General features: G+C 52.7%; 13 protein-coding genes and 1 riboswitch. Of the genes, 8 read left to right on the top strand and 5 right to left on the bottom strand.

The features are described 5' to 3' along the window. Together ppc and argE are read right to left on the bottom strand one after the other, a co-directional pair. The coding region (gene ppc / locus FDW87_RS10180; protein ID WP_252363102.1) for a phosphoenolpyruvate carboxylase at positions 1-2,373 on the bottom strand (2,373 nt) is incomplete at its 3' end. A gap of 343 nt (positions 2,374-2,716) precedes the next feature. Then, positions 2,717-3,868 (bottom strand): acetylornithine deacetylase, encoded by a 1,152-nt coding sequence (gene argE / locus FDW87_RS10185; protein ID WP_016155286.1) that lies wholly within the window; start codon positions 3,866-3,868, stop codon positions 2,717-2,719. A 155-nt stretch (positions 3,869-4,023) separates the two neighbouring features. Between argE and argC the strand changes: the two genes are divergently transcribed. From argC to argH, 3 genes are all read left to right on the top strand, one after another. Next, positions 4,024-5,028: an N-acetyl-gamma-glutamyl-phosphate reductase gene (argC, locus tag FDW87_RS10190; RefSeq protein WP_016155287.1), complete on the top strand. Its 1,005-nt coding sequence runs from the start codon at positions 4,024-4,026 to the stop codon at positions 5,026-5,028. A 10-nt stretch (positions 5,029-5,038) separates the two neighbouring features. Next, positions 5,039-5,812, top strand: coding sequence for an acetylglutamate kinase (argB, locus tag FDW87_RS10195; protein ID WP_016155288.1), 774 nt, complete (start codon positions 5,039-5,041; stop codon positions 5,810-5,812). A 116-nt stretch (positions 5,813-5,928) separates the two neighbouring features. After that, positions 5,929-7,302: an argininosuccinate lyase gene (argH, locus tag FDW87_RS10200; protein ID WP_137379704.1), complete on the top strand. Its 1,374-nt coding sequence runs from the start codon at positions 5,929-5,931 to the stop codon at positions 7,300-7,302. A 55-nt stretch (positions 7,303-7,357) separates the two neighbouring features. On the opposite strand, the gene FDW87_RS10205 is transcribed toward argH, so the two are convergent. Next, positions 7,358-9,802 (bottom strand): glycosyl hydrolase family 18 protein, encoded by a 2,445-nt coding sequence (locus FDW87_RS10205; protein WP_137379705.1) that lies wholly within the window; start codon positions 9,800-9,802, stop codon positions 7,358-7,360. 482 nt (positions 9,803-10,284) lie between these two features. Here FDW87_RS10205 and oxyR point away from each other — a divergent pair, with 482 nt between their 5' ends. Then, on the top strand, positions 10,285-11,202 hold the full coding sequence (oxyR, locus tag FDW87_RS10210; protein WP_003028858.1) for a DNA-binding transcriptional regulator OxyR: 918 nt from the start codon (positions 10,285-10,287) through the stop codon (positions 11,200-11,202). Here the strand turns inward: oxyR and sthA are convergent. After that, a complete protein-coding gene (sthA, locus tag FDW87_RS10215) occupies positions 11,185-12,585 on the bottom strand; it encodes a Si-specific NAD(P)(+) transhydrogenase (protein ID WP_016155291.1) in 1,401 nt (466 codons plus the stop codon). The two genes, oxyR and sthA, sit on opposite strands and share 18 nt — an antisense overlap. 191 nt (positions 12,586-12,776) lie before the next feature. Here sthA and fabR point away from each other — a divergent pair, with 191 nt between their 5' ends. After that, positions 12,777-13,412 (top strand): HTH-type transcriptional repressor FabR, encoded by a 636-nt coding sequence (fabR, locus tag FDW87_RS10220; protein WP_003028862.1) that lies wholly within the window; start codon positions 12,777-12,779, stop codon positions 13,410-13,412. A gap of 15 nt (positions 13,413-13,427) precedes the next feature. Next, positions 13,428-13,787: a YijD family membrane protein gene (locus tag FDW87_RS10225; protein WP_016155292.1), complete on the top strand. Its 360-nt coding sequence runs from the start codon at positions 13,428-13,430 to the stop codon at positions 13,785-13,787. Positions 13,788-13,832: 45 nt separating this feature from the next. Here the strand turns inward: FDW87_RS10225 and trmA are convergent, their stop codons facing one another. Beyond that, positions 13,833-14,933 carry a tRNA (uridine(54)-C5)-methyltransferase TrmA gene (trmA, locus tag FDW87_RS10230; protein ID WP_019077891.1) on the bottom strand — a complete coding sequence of 367 codons (1,101 nt, stop codon included), beginning with the start codon at positions 14,931-14,933 and terminating at the stop codon, positions 13,833-13,835. Positions 14,934-15,048: 115 nt separating this feature from the next. Further along, positions 15,049-15,236: riboswitch (cobalamin riboswitch) on the top strand. A gap of 64 nt (positions 15,237-15,300) precedes the next feature. On the opposite strand from trmA, the gene btuB reads away from it, so the two are divergent. Both btuB and murI read left to right on the top strand, forming a co-directional pair. After that, the gene (gene btuB / locus FDW87_RS10235) at positions 15,301-17,139 is read left to right on the top strand and encodes a TonB-dependent vitamin B12 receptor BtuB (RefSeq protein ID WP_047497611.1); all 1,839 of its coding nucleotides are present in this window, start codon (positions 15,301-15,303) and stop codon (positions 17,137-17,139) included. Beyond that, positions 17,084-17,935, top strand: a complete 852-nt coding sequence (gene murI, locus FDW87_RS10240; protein ID WP_046276418.1) for a glutamate racemase — start codon at positions 17,084-17,086, stop codon at positions 17,933-17,935. The genes btuB and murI overlap by 56 nt, the downstream gene beginning before the upstream one ends. Positions 17,936-18,123 lie beyond the last annotated feature (188 nt).

Consider the following 18,123-nt stretch of genomic DNA (forward strand, 5'->3'; position numbering starts at 1 on the left):
CAGCTCTTTTTTGACCAGGCGCTGATCGTAGTATTCTGCCAGCCACAGGTCTGCTTTGGCGAAAACCATTTCCAGCATGCCAAGGCGTGTGGAGAAGAATGGCCAGTCGCGGCACATTGCTTCGAGTTCGCTTTGCTTACCGTCTTCAACCACTTTTTGCAGTGCGGTGCCTGCACCCAGCCACGCCGGGAGCATCAGGCGGTTCTGCGTCCAGGCAAAGATCCACGGAATGGCGCGCAGAGACTCTACCCCGCCGGTTGGGCGACGTTTTGCCGGACGTGAACCGAGCGGTAATTTACCCAGTTCCTGCTCTGGCGTTGCGGAGCGGAAGTAGGGGACGAAGTCTTTGTTTTCACGCACATATCCACGATAGAGCTCACAGGAAATATCGGAAAGCTCATCCATGATATGACGCCAGTTATCTTTCGGCTCTGGCGGCGGTAACAGGTTGGCTTCCAGAATTGCTGCGGTATACAGCGACAGGCTGCTGATGGTCACTTCCGGCAGGCCGTACTTAAAGCGGATCATCTCCCCTTGTTCTGTCACGCGCAGACCGCCTTTCAGGCTGCCGGGTGGTTGAGAGAGCAGCGCCGCATGCGCAGGCGCGCCACCGCGACCAATGGAGCCACCGCGACCGTGGAACAGCGTCAGTTCGATACCGGCTTTTTCGCAGGTTTTGATCAACGCGTCCTGCGCCTGATATTGCGCCCAGGAGGCCGCCATCACGCCTGCATCTTTTGCGGAGTCAGAGTAGCCAATCATGACCATCTGTTTGCCCTGAATAAAGCCACGGTACCAGTCAATGTTCAGGAGCTGAGACATGACGTCATCGGCGTTGTTGAGGTCGTCCAGCGTTTCAAACAGCGGGGCAACCGGCATAGCAAAACCGATACCGGCTTCTTTCAGTAGCAGATGTACGGCCAGTACATCCGATGGTGTTTTCGCCATTGAGATAACATAGGCAGCAATAGAGCCATACGGGGCTTCGGCAATGACCCGGCAGGTGTCGAGCACTTCGCGGGTGTCGTTGCTCGGCTCCCAGTTACGCGGGAGCAGCGGACGCTTGGAGTTCAGCTCGCGGATCAGGAAAGCCTGTTTATCCGCTTCCGACCAGTTTTCGTAGTCGCCAATGCCCAGATAACGGGTCAGTTCGCCAAGGGCTTCAGTGTGACGGGTGCTTTCCTGACGAATATCAATACGTACCAGCGGTACGCCGAAACATTTCACGCGGCGTAGGGTGTCGAGCAATTCGCCATTGGCGATAATGCCCATGCCACAGGCCTGCAGAGACTGATAGCACGCATATAGCGGGTCCCAGAGCTGTTCGTTTTGGGTGAGAAGTCCCGCAGGTTTCGGTAATTTCTCGCCTTTCAGACGGGCTTCCAGCCAGGCCTGGGTTGCCATCAGACGTGAACGCAGGGTTTTCATCAGATAACGATAAGGTTCTGCTGCGCCTTCTTCGCCCACCAGCGCCAACAGTTCCGGTGTGGCATCCACCATCGACAGCTCAGAAATCAGAAACTGAATGTCTTTCAGGAACAGATCGGTCGCTTTCCAGCGGCTGAGTAGCAGCACGTGACGGGTGATATCCGCCGTTACGTTCGGGTTGCCATCGCGGTCGCCGCCCATCCAGGAGGTAAAGCGAACCGGGACAAAATCAACGGGCAGCTTATAGCCCAGATGCTCTTCCAGTTGTTCGTTCAGCTCGCGCAGATAATTTGGTACGCCTTCCCACAGGCTATTTTCAACCACCGCGAAGCCCCATTTGGCTTCATCAACCGGGCTTGGGCGCAGCTTGCGGATTTCATCCGTATGCCAGGACTGGGCAATCAACTGGCGCAGACGGCGCATCAGCTGATGGCGCTCGTAATCGACGAGGTCTTTGTTATCAAGTTGCTTGAGACAGGCGTTCACTTCACCCATTTTATGGATCAGCGTACGGCGGGTGATCTCGGTCGGGTGGGCGGTGAGAACCAGCTCCAGGGAGAGAGATTCGACGGCTTTTTTGATGGTGGCTTCATCGAGGTTGGGCTGCTCTTTCAGTTTACGCAGAGTGCGAGCAATCACTTCCGGGTTGCTGGCTGCTTCGCCTTTTGGCGAAATGCTGTGGTACTGCTCGGCGGTGTTGGCCAGGTTCAGAAACTGGCTAAACGCGCGGGCAACCGGCAGCAGCTCGTCGTTAGACAGGTTTTGCAGCGTAGTGAGCAGCTCCTGGCGATTGACTTCATTGCCGGCGCGGGATGATTTGGACAACTTACGGATTGTTTCTACGCGGTCAAGAATGTTCTCTCCCAGCGCATCCTTGATGGTCTCCCCCAGCACTTTGCCGAGCATACTGACATTACTACGCAACGCGGAATATTGTTCGTTCATATTAACCCAGACACCCCATCTTTAATTTATGCGTCCTGTATCTTTCGCGCGACATCGGCGTTGGCTGCGCTTGCCCATCTGGTCACTTACTTATGTAAGCTCCTTGTATGAGCTCGCTTGCCGCCTTGCTGTGACACGAAATCTCTCGGACTTTGTATGTTAGCCGTCTTTTATAAAGCCACGTAAAAGTCGTGACGTCAATTGCTGCGAAATCGGTTCAGCAAACGAAAAAATGACGGGAATTTACGTTATTTAATTCACATCGAATCAAATAAGCTTTGCTTATGGAAATGTTAATAAATTACCTCGCTTACCACTAAAGGGTTAGCGAGGCGATAAGCGGTTAATGCCAGCAGAAATGATGCACAACCTGGGTGATCAATTCGCGGGTTGGCTTAATAAAACGAGTTTCCAGATACTCATCCGGCTGATGCGCCTGATTAATGGAGCCAGGCCCTAACACCAGCGTCGGGCAAAGCGTCTGGATAAACGGCGCTTCGGTGCAGTAGTTCACCACCTCAGTCTGTGCGCCCAGCAGTTTCTCAACCACTTGTACCAGTTGATGATCCGGTGGGCACTCATAGCCTGGAATTGGCGGATGCAGCTCCGACACCGTCAGGCGACCCGGCCAGCGCTCGCTGACCGGGGCCAGCGCGTCGTTAAGTAAGCCATTGAGATCGTTAAGCGTCATGCCGGGCAGTGGGCGAATATCCATATGCAGCTCGCAGCAGGCGCAGATTCGGTTAGCAGCGTCGCCGCCGTGGATGTGACCCAAATTTAACGTCGGATACGGGACGGTAAAAGCATCATGGTGATAGCGCTCTTTCAGGTCATCGCGCAGATTCATGATATGGCCGATGGCATCATGCATCAGTTCAATGGCATTCACGCCACGAGCCGGATCGCTCGAGTGACCCGATTGTCCCAAAATGCGAATCGCATTAGAGATATGACCTTTGTGCGCGCGGACAGGTTGCAAAGAAGTGGGTTCGCCAATGATCGCGCAGTCCGGGCGTAAAGCGGTGGTTTCAGAGAAATAACGCGCTCCCGCCATGCTGGTCTCTTCATCGGCAGTGGCCAGAATGTACAGGGGCTTTTTCAGTTGAGTGACGTCGACGTCACGCAGCGCGTCGAGGATAAAGGCGAAGAAGCCTTTCATATCTGCCGTACCCAAACCGTAGAGCTTATTGTCATGCTCGGTCAGGGTGAACGGATCGCGCGTCCAGCGTCCGTCGTCAAAGGGGACGGTATCGGTATGGCCCGCCAACAACAAACCACCGGCTCCCTGTCCAATGCTTGCCAGCATATTGAATTTATTGCGCGTGTCGGGAACCGGCTGGACCTCCACATTAAAGCCTAAATCTTTGAACCAGCCCGCCAGCAGAGTGATTAAACCTGCATTACTTTGGTCGAGCGCTTCTTCGGTGGCGCTAATCGATGGCATGGCAATCAGAGCGCGGTATATCTCGATAAATGGCGGTAAATTGTTTTTCATTGTTGACACACCTCGGGTCATGATAGTATCAATATTCATGCAGTATTTGTGAATAAAAATACATTAACGTTGAGCGTAATAAAACCCACCAAGTGTAAGGTGAGGTGATAAAGGCTTATATCTGGCAACAGAATCTAAGAAGGTGAGCAGCCCCGATGTTGAATACGCTGATTGTGGGCGCCAGTGGCTATGCCGGCGCAGAGCTTGTGACCTATGTAAATCGCCATCCTGATATGACCATAACCGCTTTGACCGTCTCAGCGCAAAGCAATGATGCAGGAAAATTAATCTCCGATTTGCATCCGCAGTTGAAAGGCATTGTCGATTTACCGTTACAGCCAATGTCAGATATCAGCGAGTTTAGCGCAGGGGTGGACGTTGTGTTCCTCGCAACGGCACATGAGGTGAGCCATGACCTGGCCCCGCAGTTTTTGCAGGCCGGATGCGTGGTGTTTGACCTCTCGGGCGCGTTTCGCGTAAACGACGGCGCGTTCTATGAAAAATATTACGGCTTTACCCATCAGCATCCCGACCTGCTGGAGCAGGCGGTTTATGGACTGGCGGAGTGGAGCGCAGACCAACTGAAAGACGCGAATCTGATTGCCGTGCCGGGTTGCTACCCGACGGCGGCGCAGCTGTCGCTGAAACCACTGATTGATGCCGGGCTGCTGGATCTCAGCCAGTGGCCGGTAATTAACGCCACCAGCGGCGTGAGCGGCGCGGGACGTAAGGCGGCTATTTCCAACAGCTTTTGTGAGGTGAGCCTGCAGCCGTATGGCGTGTTTACCCATCGCCATCAGCCGGAAATCGCTACTCACCTTGGTGCGGAGGTGATCTTCACCCCGCATCTGGGCAACTTCCCGCGCGGAATTCTGGAAACCATCACCTGCCGTTTGCAAGCGGGCGTAACCCATGCGCAGGTGGCTCAAACGTTGCAACAGGCGTATGGCGATAAGCCACTGGTGCGTCTGTATGACAAAGGCGTTCCGGCGCTGAAGAACGTGGTTGGCTTACCGTTCTGTGATATCGGGTTTGCCGTACAGGGTGAGCACCTGATCGTGGTGGCAACTGAAGACAACTTATTGAAAGGCGCGGCGGCACAGGCGATGCAGTGCGCAAATATTCGTTTTGGCTTTGCTGAAACGCAGTCTCTTATTTAAGGGTGCAACGATGAATCCATTAATTATCAAGCTGGGCGGCGTTTTACTGGATAGCGAAGAGGCGCTGGAGCGTCTGTTTACCGCACTGGTGAATTATCGTGAGTCGCATCAGCGACCGCTGGTCATTGTGCACGGTGGCGGCTGCGTGGTTGACGATCTTATGAAGCAACTGAACCTGCCGGTGAAAAAGAAAAATGGTCTGCGCGTCACGCCAGCCGATCAAATTGACATTATTACCGGCGCCCTGGCGGGAACAGCGAATAAAACCTTACTGGCCTGGGCGAAAAAGCATCACATCGCATCCGTGGGTCTGTATCTTGGTGATGGCGATAGCGTAAAAGTGACGCCGCTCGATAAAGCGCTGGGTCATGTTGGACTGGCGCAGCCGGGTTCGCCTAAGCTGATTAACACACTGCTGGAAGGCGGTTTTCTGCCGGTAGTTAGCTCCATTGGCGTTACTGAAGACGGACTGCTGATGAACGTTAATGCCGATCAGGCGGCAACGGCGCTGGCGGCAACGCTGGGTGCGGATCTGATCCTGCTCTCTGACGTAAGCGGTATTCTGGATGGAAAAGGCCAGCGTATTGCCGAAATGACCGCCGCGAAAGCGGAACAACTGATTGAACAAGGTATTATTACTGACGGCATGATCGTGAAGGTCAATGCGGCGCTGGATGCCGCGCGCACGCTGGGTCGCCCTGTGGATATTGCCTCCTGGCGTCATGCCGAGCAACTTCCGGCGCTGTTTAACGGCATGCCAATTGGCACGCGGATTTTAGCGTAAACTATTTTGTACCCGATGGCGGTTACGCCTTATCGGGCCTACGTGAACCGAACCTGTACGCCGGATAAGCTAAGCGCCATCCGGCGTTGAAATTCAAGATATTAAGGAAGCAAGTTATGGCACTTTGGGGTGGGCGTTTTACACAGGCAGCAGATCAGCGGTTCAAACAGTTCAACGACTCGTTGCGTTTTGACTACCGCCTGGCAGAACAGGATATTGTCGGCTCTGTGGCCTGGTCTAAAGCGCTGGTAACGGTCGGCGTACTGACTGCCGATGAACAACTGCAATTGGAAGAGGCGCTGAACACTCTGTTGGAAGAGGTTCGCGTTAATCCGCAGCAGATCCTGCAAAGCGATGCCGAAGATATTCATAGCTGGGTGGAAGGTAAGCTGATTGATAAAGTCGGCCAGCTTGGTAAAAAACTGCATACCGGACGTAGCCGTAATGACCAGGTCGCGACCGATCTTAAACTGTGGTGTAAAGACATGGTTATTGAATTACTGTCGGCCAACCGTCAACTGCAAAGTGCGCTGGTGGTGACGGCAGAGAATAACCAGGACGCCGTTATGCCGGGTTACACCCACCTGCAACGTGCGCAGCCGGTGACGTTTGCTCATTGGTGTCTGGCCTATGTCGAAATGTTGGCGCGTGACGAGAGCCGTCTGCAGGATTCGCTCAAGCGTCTGGACGTCAGTCCACTGGGCTGCGGCGCGCTGGCGGGTACGGCGTATGAAATCGATCGCGAGCAACTGGCCGGTTGGCTGGGCTTTGCCTCGGCGACGCGTAACAGTCTGGACAGTGTTTCTGACCGTGACCACGTGTTGGAGTTACTCTCCAACGCTTCTATCGGCATGGTGCACCTGTCGCGTTTTGCTGAAGACCTGATTTTCTTTAATACCGGCGAAGCGGGCTTTGTCGAGCTGTCCGATCGTGTAACTTCGGGTTCATCTCTGATGCCGCAGAAGAAAAACCCGGATGCGCTGGAGCTGATCCGTGGCAAATGCGGTCGCGTGCAGGGTGCGCTGACCGGCATGATGATGACCTTAAAAGGTCTCCCGTTGGCATACAATAAAGATATGCAGGAAGACAAAGAAGGGCTGTTCGATGCGCTCGACACCTGGCTGGACTGTCTGCATATGGCTGCGCTGGTGCTGGATGGCATTCAGGTGAAACGTCCGCGTTGTCAGGAAGCGGCGCAGCAGGGTTATGCTAACGCCACCGAGTTGGCGGATTATCTGGTAGCAAAAGGCGTCCCGTTCCGCGAAGCACACCATATTGTGGGTGAGACGGTGGTCGAGGCGATTCGTCAGGGCAAACCGCTGGAAGCGCTGTCGCTTGCTGACTTACAAAAGTTCAGTCAGGTGATTGGCGATGACGTTTATCCGATCCTCTCGTTGCAATCGTGCCTGGATAAACGTGCGGCGAAAGGCGGCGTGTCGCCACAGCAGGTGGCGCAGGCGATCGACTACGCGAAGGCGCGGCTGGTGTAAAAAAAAGAACCCCGTCGCTGTGAGCTGACGGGGTTCTGACTTTATGCGAAAAGGATTATTTCAGCATATCTTTCGTAACAACCAGTTTGGCGACGGTTGCCGGATTCGGTGTAACACGTTCAACGACAATGGTTTCACCTTCGGAGATGTCTCTTTCATCAGACGTTACCGTGGTGATATCTCCTGCTGCTTTGACAGAGCTGTAATAGCATTTACCGTTGTCACAACTGAAGATGTAGTTACCGTTTTTCGCGTCGCCCATCACTTTCACGACCCACGCAGAACCGTTCGCTGCTTTCCAGCCCAGCGCTTTGGCGTCAAAATCAACAACCACATTCGGTACGCCGTTGATTTTTTTAACCGTCAACGATTTCACTTCACCGGCATCCTTGACCGGATTGTTACCTTCCTGCATATCCCTCGTCACAGTGAGCTGTGCCAGGACTTCAGGATTCGGATTGGTACGTTTAACGGTGATCACTTTTCCTGGCGCTAACATGTAGGACATGCCACCGGTCCGTACCGTGCTTTGCGTACCGTAGTTAGAACGGTAGCTGTAGTAGACACTGTTGCCAGAGGTAGAGAAGGCATATTTACCATCCACATCTACCGAGTAACTGTTACTGCCGCTCAGCTTGCTGGTATCGAAATTTACATTGATGCGCTGCTGACCATCAAAAACATCGATATAAACCGCTTTCACATCACCGGCAAGATCGGTAGACGCTTCATCTGCGGAATTATCATGCGTAAACGGCGCAAATACCTGGCTGTATGCGTACATCGGTGCCTGCTGTGCGGTCATGCCGCTGTGTTCCGGGCTGACCTGCTTCGCCACGCCCGGCTGATCGCGCGTCATCGACCACGCGCCAATCATGCCGAGGTTGCGTTTTTTCGCGTCGTCCATCACCAGTTTCGCATCGGACAGATAGAACACTTCGCCCTGTACATCGTTGTAACCGATCATCGGGGTGGTGCCCATCATGGCGTTGATCTCTTTGTCAGATTTCTCTGGCCAGATTTTTTTCAACTGGGTGAACATGTTGTCGATGGCGGACGTGGCGCATTTACCGTGGATGTTCTGCCCTTCGGTACCGTCTGACTGGCAGACGGCATTACCGTAGTCCATGGTCATTACGTTAATACCAGCCAGCTCAACGCCGACATGGCGCGCATTTTCCAGCACATACAGACCTTCAGCCGTCAGACCGGTCGGCAGAATCGGCAGGGTGTACCAGATACCGACTTTGCGACCTTCCTCTTTCCACTGAGCCTGAACCTCTTTTACTGCCTGGTTGCGGCGATCGATGGAATCCTGATCGGCCACCCATGTGCCTTCGATGTCAAAATCCAGCACGTTCAGGTTCAGGTTATCAACAATGTCGTAGTAGAGTTTTTGCAGGTCTTTCACATTTTTACAGGCAGCCGCCAGCGGGGAGTTATTCGCTCCGCCAATGGAAACCATCACATCGCCACCGGCTTCACGCAGCGCTTTTATTTTACTGTACTGTGAGTAATCCTGCAGATTATAGGCCGTACCCCAGGTTGGGATGCACTGCTCGCCACTTTTCGCGACGACAAACGCCATGGTGAAGTGGGTAATGTTTTGCTCTTTCGCCAGTTTCGCCAGATCCGGAATGCTGTTCAGGCTAAAGTCAACGTATGGTGCATAAACGTGGGCAGGCCACGGATTCTTCGGCGTCCCTACGCGCTCTTTGGTGCCAGTCCAGTTGGTATAAATTGCCCATGGGTTTTTATCATACGGCATAACGCCTTTGACTTTCGTCTGAGCGACAAAAGGCATTCCCTTGTAGTACACCAGTTTGCCGGGTTCGTAAAGCGCAATGGAGTTGAGCTGAGGGGCATTCCTAAATTGTTCCTGGGTGAATTCGACCGTTGGGCCTAACGGTTTCCACGGGCGGCCATTGGTGCCGGTCGGGTTCTGGTTACCTGCAATGGAAGGATTTTCGCCAACGGTATAGTACAGTGCTTCATAAGACTGGCCGTCAACTTTGACCTCATCCCCTTTGTTGTAAACCTGGCTGGAACGCCAGTCGGGGACTGGCGTATAGAGTTTCCACGGATTGTCGGCACCTGGGGTAAAGGAATAAGCCGGAACAGGGATTGCCGCTTCATATGTCACATCCTTATAAACGACAATATCATCTTCGGCATAATCTTTTTCGGCGCTGAAGGCGTCGTGGGCGACCGGCGTGGCGCTGCCCGCATCACAGGTCGTTGGGTTGCCGTATTGGTCTATTTCCGCTTTTGTGGCATCGCGCACATAACCCCACGGATTATCCCAGTTTTCAGCGGACGCGCCCTGTGGGCAATTATCGGCATTTACATACCAGCGGTTACTATAAACTTTACTGTCAAAAATAACTTCAATGGTGTTTCCACCTGCCTGACCGCTCCAGGCTTCCAGAGCGAATGCGTTTGCGGCGCACGACATCAGGCCTGCCGCGAGAAAATATCGCGAAATAGTATTGAGTTTCATAAAAGATTCCATTCGATAAATATTAGAAAAATATGGGTGAATGTACTCTAAATAATTAGAGTGGCGAAGAAACGAGTGTTCTTGCGATTTGCCATATATTGAATATCGCGCGGTTATTATTTATGAACCTGACAGGGCGTCAAATATATAAATGATACAAAATGTTTTTGATTATTTTAATTTAATATGGTTTTAATTTAAATAATCGGATGAGAATATGTAATTTATATTTTGTATATATTTTTTTGAATGTATTCGCGCCGGGCGCAAAAAAAATGCGGACTCAAGGTCCGCAAAAGTTCACGTTGGCTTTAGTTATTTCGAGTATGAGAGAAACTCTCAAAACGGACAGTAGCTTCAAGGGTTAAAGGGGTACCGTTCCGTTTCTGTGGTGCATTATTAAACAGAAAGCTTGATAGGGATAATCGTTCGTTGCTATTCTACCTATCGCTACGAACTATCGTGGCGATGGAGGATGAATAATGAATATTCGTGATCTTGAATACCTGGTGGCGCTAGCCGAACATCGTCACTTCCGACGAGCGGCAGACTCCTGTCACGTTAGTCAGCCAACGCTGAGCGGACAGATCCGCAAGCTGGAAGATGAGCTTGGCGTCATGCTGCTGGAGCGTACGAGTCGCAAAGTGCTGTTCACTCAGGCAGGTTTACTGCTGGTGGATCAGGCGCGCACCGTGCTGCGCGAGGTCAAAGTGCTCAAGGAGATGGCAAGCCAACAAGGCGAGACAATGTCTGGACCGCTGCATATTGGTTTGATCCCAACGGTAGGGCCATACCTGCTGCCGCATATTATTCCTATGTTGCACCAGACCTTCCCAAAACTGGAAATGTATCTCCATGAGGCGCAGACGCATCAGCTGTTGGCGCAACTGGATAGCGGTAAGCTCGACTGCGTCATTCTGGCGCTGGTGAAAGAGAGTGAGGCGTTCATCGAAGTACCGTTATTTGATGAGCCTATGCTGCTGGCGATCTATGAAGATCACCCATGGGCAAACCGCGACTGTGTGCCGATGTCCGATCTGGCGGGTGAGAAACTGCTGATGCTAGAGGATGGCCACTGCCTGCGCGATCAGGCGATGGGCTTCTGCTTTGAAGCGGGTGCTGATGAGGATACCCATTTCCGCGCAACCAGTCTGGAAACGCTGCGTAACATGGTGGCGGCAGGCAGCGGTATTACCTTACTGCCTGCGCTGGCCGTGCCGCCGGAGCGTAAGCGTGATGGCGTTGTCTATTTGCCCTGCATCAAGCCAGAACCGCGCCGTACGATTGGCCTGGTGTATCGTCCAGGTTCGCCGCTGCGCAGCCGTTATGAACAGCTGGCAGAGGCCATCCGTGGGTCAATGGATGGCCATTTCGACAGTGCGTTAAAACAGGCGGTTTAAGCCATTTAGCGCAGCTACCCGATAGGCTTCCGCCATGGTTGGGTAGTTAAAGGTGGTGTTAACGAAGTATTCGATGGTGTTACCACCACCTTTTTGCTCCATTATCGCCTGACCGATGTGAATAATTTCGGCCGCGCGTTCCCCAAAGCAGTGGATCCCCAGAATCTCTTTCGTTTCGCGATGGAACAGGATCTTCAGCGTTCCGACACTCATACCCACGATTTGCGCACGTGCCAGATGTTTAAACTGGGCGCGGCCAACCTCGTATGGAACTTTCATGGCCGTGAGCTGCTGCTCGGTTTTCCCGACGGAGCTGATTTCCGGAATGGTATAAATCCCGGTCGGGATATCTTCGATCAGATGCGCGGTAGCTTCGCCTTTTACCAATGCCTGGGCGGCAATGCGTCCCTGATCGTAGGCCGCCGATGCCAGACTCGGATAGCCGATCACATCTCCTACGGCATACACGTGCGGCAGCGCCGTCTGGTACATGCTGTTGACCTTCAACTGTCCGCGGCTGTCGGTTTTCAACCCAATATTTTCCAGCGCCAGCGAATCGGTATTACCGGTACGGCCATTGGCGTACAACAGGCAGTCGGCTTTCAGTTTCTTACCGGATTTCAGATGCATGATGACGCCGTCATCGCAACCTTCAATCTTCTCGTACTCTTCGTTGTGGCGAATGACCACACCGCTGTTCCAGAAGTGGTAAGAGAGCGAGTCGGACATCTCTTGATCGAGGAACGCAAGCAGACGATCGCGGGTGTTGATTAAATCGACTTTGACGTCCATTCCACGGAAGATCGACGCATATTCGCAGCCAATTACTCCCGCGCCATAAATCAAAACATGGCGGGGTTCATGGTGCAGGCTCAGGATAGAGTCGCTGTCATAAACCCGGGGATGGGAAAAGTCGACATCCACCGGATGATAGGGGCGTGAACCACAGGCGATGATGAACTTATCCGCGGTCAGCGTTTCCACCGTGCCGTCGTGGCATTCAAGGGCGAGTGTGTGTTCATCAACAAAACGGGCATTTCCCTGCAAAATTTCACAGTGGTTGCGTTCGTAAAATCCTTGCCGCATACGCGTTTGCTGATTAATAACGTTATCAGCGTGGTTGAGAATATCGGCGAAAGAAGAACGAAGGAGTCGGGAGTGGTCGCTGTAAAGTGGGTTCTGATTGAATTCAATAATACGGCTGACGGCGTGGCGGAGGGCTTTCGACGGGATGGTCCCCCAGTGGGTACAGCCTCCGCCGACGTTATGATAGCGCTCAATCACCGCGACGCGCGCACCTTGCTTAACCAGACCCATTGCAGCGCCTTCGCCGCCGGGACCGGAACCTATTACTATTGCATCGTAATCGTAGGAATGTGACATGGTCAGGCTTACCTGTTCTTATACATAAAAGCAACAGAATAGTAACATCGTTGTCGGGATAACCCAATTATCGTTGTGCTTTTTTGCGAACTCGAAGCACAAACTGCGCGTAAACAATCATTCACAAAGCCATGCCAACCGCCTAATCTCTGGTATAGTGCCAGCAAGGTATGTGGAAGGATTCAGACATCGTGATGGGCGTTAGAGCGCAACAAAAAGAAAAAACCCGGCGTTCGCTGGTAGAAGCCGCATTTAGTCAACTCAGCGCTGAGCGTAGTTTTGCCAGCCTCAGTTTACGCGAAGTCGCTCGTGAAGCGGGCATTGCGCCAACCTCGTTTTATCGCCATTTCCGCGATGTGGATGAACTCGGCCTGACGATGGTGGATGAGAGTGGTTTGATGCTGCGTCAGTTGATGCGTCAGGCGCGTCAGCGTATCGCGAAGGGCGGGAGTGTGATCCGCACCTCGGTCTCAACATTTATGGAGTTCATCGGCAACAATCCCAACGCCTTCCGTTTATTATTGCGCGAGCGTTCGGGAACCTCCGCAGCGTTTCGCGCAGCGGTCGCTCGTGAAATTCAGCACTTCATTGCGGAACTTGCGGACTATCTTGAACTCGAAAACCATATGCCTCGTGCGTTTACTGAAGCGCAGGCCGAAGCCATGGTCACCATTGTGTTCAGCGCCGGGGCAGAAGCACTGGATGTTGGCGCCGAGCAGCGTCGACAGCTGGAAGAACGGCTGGTATTGCAACTGCGCATGATCGCGAAGGGCGCATTTTATTGGTATCGCCGTGAACAAGAGAAGATGACGCATCACTCCGAGTAACGAGAAGGACGAGCAATGAAACAGTCAGGTCAAGATAAAGGTACGCTGCTGCTGGCGCTGGTTGCTGGCTTATCGATCAATGGCACATTTGCGGCGCTGTTTAGCTCCATTGTGCCATTCTCAGTATTCCCAATTATTTCGCTGGTGCTGACGGTTTATTGTCTGCATCAACGCTATCAAAACCGCACCATGCCTGTGGGGTTACCGGGCCTGGCCGCCGCCTGTTTTATTCTCGGCGTTCTGTTGTACAGCACTGTGGTGCGCGCTGAATATCCGGATATTGGCTCAAACTTCTTCCCAGCGGTTCTGTCGGTGATTCTGGTGTTCTGGATCGGCTTTAAAGTGCGTAACCGTAGACAGGAAATCGTGGAGTAATATTTGTAGGCCGGGCAAGCGAAGCGCCCCCGGCCAGGACATCATTTACTTGGCGGTCAGTAATACTCCGCACTCCATATGGTGCGTATACGGGAACTGATCGAACAGAGCCAGGCGTGAAACATTGTGCGTCTGGCTTAACGTTTCCAGGTTCTTACACAATGTCTCTGGGTTACAGGAGATGTACAGAATTCGCGGGTACGCCTGCACCATTTTCTCTGTTTCGCTGTCCAGACCGCTGCGCGGTGGATCAACGAAAATGGTTTCACACTGGTAACTCTTCAGATCGATTCCCTGCAAACGGTTGAACTCACGAACCCCGTTCATCGCCTGAGTAAACTCTTCGGCCGCCATGCGGATAATTTGTACGTTATCAATATGGTTAGCCGCAATGTTGTATTGCGCAGCAGCCACGGACGGTTTAGCGATTTCAGTGGCCAGCACGCGGTTGAAGTTTTGTGCGAGGGCTAACGAGAAATTGCCATTGCCGCAGTACAGCTCAAGCAGGTCGCCTTTTGATCCCCTGGTGACATCAATCGCCCATTCCAGCATCTGAATATTCATGGCGGCATTCGGCTGGGTGAAGCTGTTCTCAACCTGGCGGTAGATAATCTCTTTACCCGCAACCGGCAAGCGTTCGTCAATGTAATCCTGGTCCAGCTCGATTTTGGTTTTGGTTGCCCGGCCAATCAGATGCACGTTCAGGTTTTGCGCCCGTAACGCATCCCGCAGCGCTTCAGCTTCCTGACGCCATTCATCATCCAGCTTTTTATGGTACAGCATCGATACCACCGCCTGATCGCTCAGGGTAGTGAGGTAATCAATCTGGAACAGTTTGTGGCGCAGGACGTGGTTGTTGCGAACGCCGTCGATCATTGCCGTCATCAGCGTGTTGATAAGCTCGCTGGCCGCCGGGAAACTGTCGACGCGGATACGGCTTTTGGTCTGGCTGTCGAACATGATGTGGTACAGATCATCCCCGTCATGCCACAGACGAAATTCCGCGCGCATACGGTAGTGGCTGACCGGCGAGCGAAACACTTCCGGAGCCTGTGCATAAAATGGCGTCATTAAGCTCTGCAGACGCACTACTTTTTCAGCTAACTGGGCGTCGTACTGTTCTGTCGGAAGGTGTTCGGGGGTCATGATGCGTCCTGAAAAATAAAAGTACGCGGGGATTGTAGGGATTGCTCAACAGATGTCCAGTCATTGATGATTTCCGATATTGTGATGCACGGTCTGGACACCAGGTTGTAACAAACTGTAGCATCCGTTTTCCGGTCCTGTGAGTTAAAAGGGAATCCAGTGTGAATCTGGAGCTGACGCGCAGCGGTAAGGAAGGTAGGAGATGATCGCACCTGGTGCAGACACTGCGGCTTGCCGTGGGAAGTCATCATCTCTTTAAGTTGCCTCCAAGCCCGAAGACCTGCCGGCTAACGTCGCATCTGGTTTTCATCATCGCGTACTATCGGTGGGACCTGCGGCATCCTTCTTATATTGTGGATGCTTTACAATGATTAAAAAATCGTTGCTGTGCACGGCACTGTCCGTCACAGCATTTTCGGGTTGGGCGCAGGACACTAGCCCAGATACTCTCGTCGTCACTGCCAACCGTTTTCAGCAGCCTCGTAGCGCTGTACTTGCCCCTATCACCGTTGTTACGCGTCAGGATATCGATCGCTGGCAATCCACTTCCGTCAATGATGTGCTTCGTCGCCTGCCGGGTGTGGATATCGCGCAATACGGTGGTATGGGACAAAATTCGTCTATTTCTATTCGCGGCACCAACGCCAGCCATGTGCTGGTGTTGATTGACGGCGTGCGTCTGAACCTGGCAGGGGTTAGCGGCGCAGCCGATCTTAGCCAGTTCCCAGTTTCGTTAGTGCAACGTATCGAATACATTCGTGGGCCGCGTTCGGCAGTTTATGGTTCTGATGCGATTGGCGGTGTGGTGAATATCATTACCACGCGTGAAAAGCCGGGGACGGAACTCACTGCCGGTGTGGGGAGCAATGGGTATCAGAATTACGATGTCTCAACCCAACAACAGCTTGGCGAAAATACGCGCGTCACATTAATGGGCGATTATGCCTATACCAAAGGTTTTGATGTTGTCGCATACGGTAGCACTGGCTCTCAGGCTCAGCCCGACAAAGACGGTTTCTTAAGTAAGACGCTGTATGGCGCGCTGGAACATAACTTTTCCGATACATGGAGCGGGTTTGTTCGCGGCTACGGCTATGATAACCGAACAGATTATGACGCGTATTATTATCCTGGGACGCCGTTAGTGGATACCCGTCAGCTCTATAGCCAAAGCTGGGATGCCGGGCTGCGCTTTAATGGCGAACTTATCCAGTCACAACTGGTTTCCAGCTATAGCCATAGTAAAGATTACAACTATGATCCGGATTATGGCCGCTATGACTCCTCGGCCACACTGGATGATATGAAGCAATATAATGTTCAGTGGTCCAACAGTATGGTGCTTGGTCACGGTAACGTAGGCGCAGGCGTTGACTGGCAAAAGCAAACCACGACGCCTGGCACCGGGTATGTCACGGACGGTTACGATCAGCGTAATACGGGTCTCTACCTGACCGGGTTGCAGCAACTGGGCGACTTTACCTTTGAAGGTGCGGCGCGCAGTGATGATAACTCCGAGTTTGGCCGTCATGGCACATGGCAGACCAGCGCCGGATGGGAGTTTATTGAAGGCTATCGCTTTATTGCGTCCTACGGTACATCTTACAAAGCACCTAATCTCGGACAGTTGCATGGTTATTACGGCAATTCGAACCTGGATCCTGAACAAAGTAAGCAATGGGAAGGGGCGTTTGAAGGCTTAACGGCGGGCGTGAACTGGCGAGTATCCGGATATCGTAATGATATTGACGACATGATCGATTACGACCCGCATACCGAGAAATACTTTAACGAAGGTAAAGTTCGTATTAAAGGTGTGGAAGCGACCGCAAACTTTGATACTGGGCCGTTGGCACATACGCTGAGCTACGATTATGTCGATTCGCGCAATGCTATTACGGACAAGCCGCTCGCACGGCGTTCTAAAAACCAGGTGAAGTACCAGCTCGACTGGCAGGTTTATGATTTTGACTGGGGCCTGACGTATCATTACCTGGGAACGCGTTATGACACTGACTACGTAACCTACCAGCCGGTAAAAATGGGTGGGGTTAGCCTGTGGGATCTTGGCGTGTCATATCCAATCACCTCACAGCTGACAGTTCGTGGTAAAATCGCCAACCTGTTCGATAAAGATTACGAGACAGTTTATGGCTACGCAACTGCAGGACGGGAATACACCTTGTCTGGCAGCTACACTTTCTGATCCGCGTCCCACCGTGCTGGTGTTTGATTCCGGCGTCGGTGGGTTGTCGGTCTATGACGAGATCCGGCGTCTTTTGCCGGATCTCCACTATATATACGCTTTCGACAACGTCGCCTTTCCTTATGGAGAGAAGAGCGAGGAGTTTATCGTCGAACGTGTTGTTGAGATTGTGACTGCGGTCCAGCAGCGCTATCCCCTCTCTCTTGCGGTCATCGCGTGTAATACAGCAAGCACGGTATCGCTCCCTGCATTACGTGAGAAATTTGCCTTTCCGGTTGTGGGCGTGGTGCCTGCTATTAAACCGGCGGCGCGACTCACGGCGAATGGTGTGGTGGGACTGCTGGCTACGCGTGCAACGGTGAAGCGTTCATATACCCATGAGTTGATTGCACGGTTTGCTAACGAATGTCAGATAGCGATGCTGGGTTCCGCTGAGCTGGTGGAACTGGCGGAAGCGAAGCTGCACGGTGAAACCATTTCTCTGGAAGAACTGCGTCGTGTCCTGCGCCCTTGGCTGCGGATGTCGGAACCACCTGACACGGTGGTGCTCGGATGCACCCATTTCCCTCTATTACGGGAAGAACTTTTACAGGTCCTGCCCGAGGGGACGCGGCTGGTGGATTCTGGTGCCGCGATTGCGCGTCGTACGGCCTGGTTATTAGAACATGAAGCGCCAGACGCGAAATCAACTGATGAGAATGTCGCATTCTGCATGGCAATGACCGCAGAAGCCGAACAATTATTGCCCGTGCTGCAGCGTTATGGCTTTAAGACGCTCGAAAAACTGGCTGTTTAGGCTGTTTAGGCTGTTTTGGTGGAAAAATACGCACTCGGAAGATTATTTTAAATTTCCCCTTGTCAGCCTGAAATAACTCCCTATAATGCGCCTCCACTGACACGGAACAACGGATTACAAACCGCCGGGTCAGAGGGGTTCCACTGAGAATCTCGCAGAGAAAAGCAAAAATAAATGCTTGACTCTGA

The sequence above is a fragment of the Citrobacter sp. wls826 genome (genome assembly GCF_005281245.1).
Lineage (GTDB): Bacteria > Pseudomonadota > Gammaproteobacteria > Enterobacterales > Enterobacteriaceae > Citrobacter > Citrobacter braakii.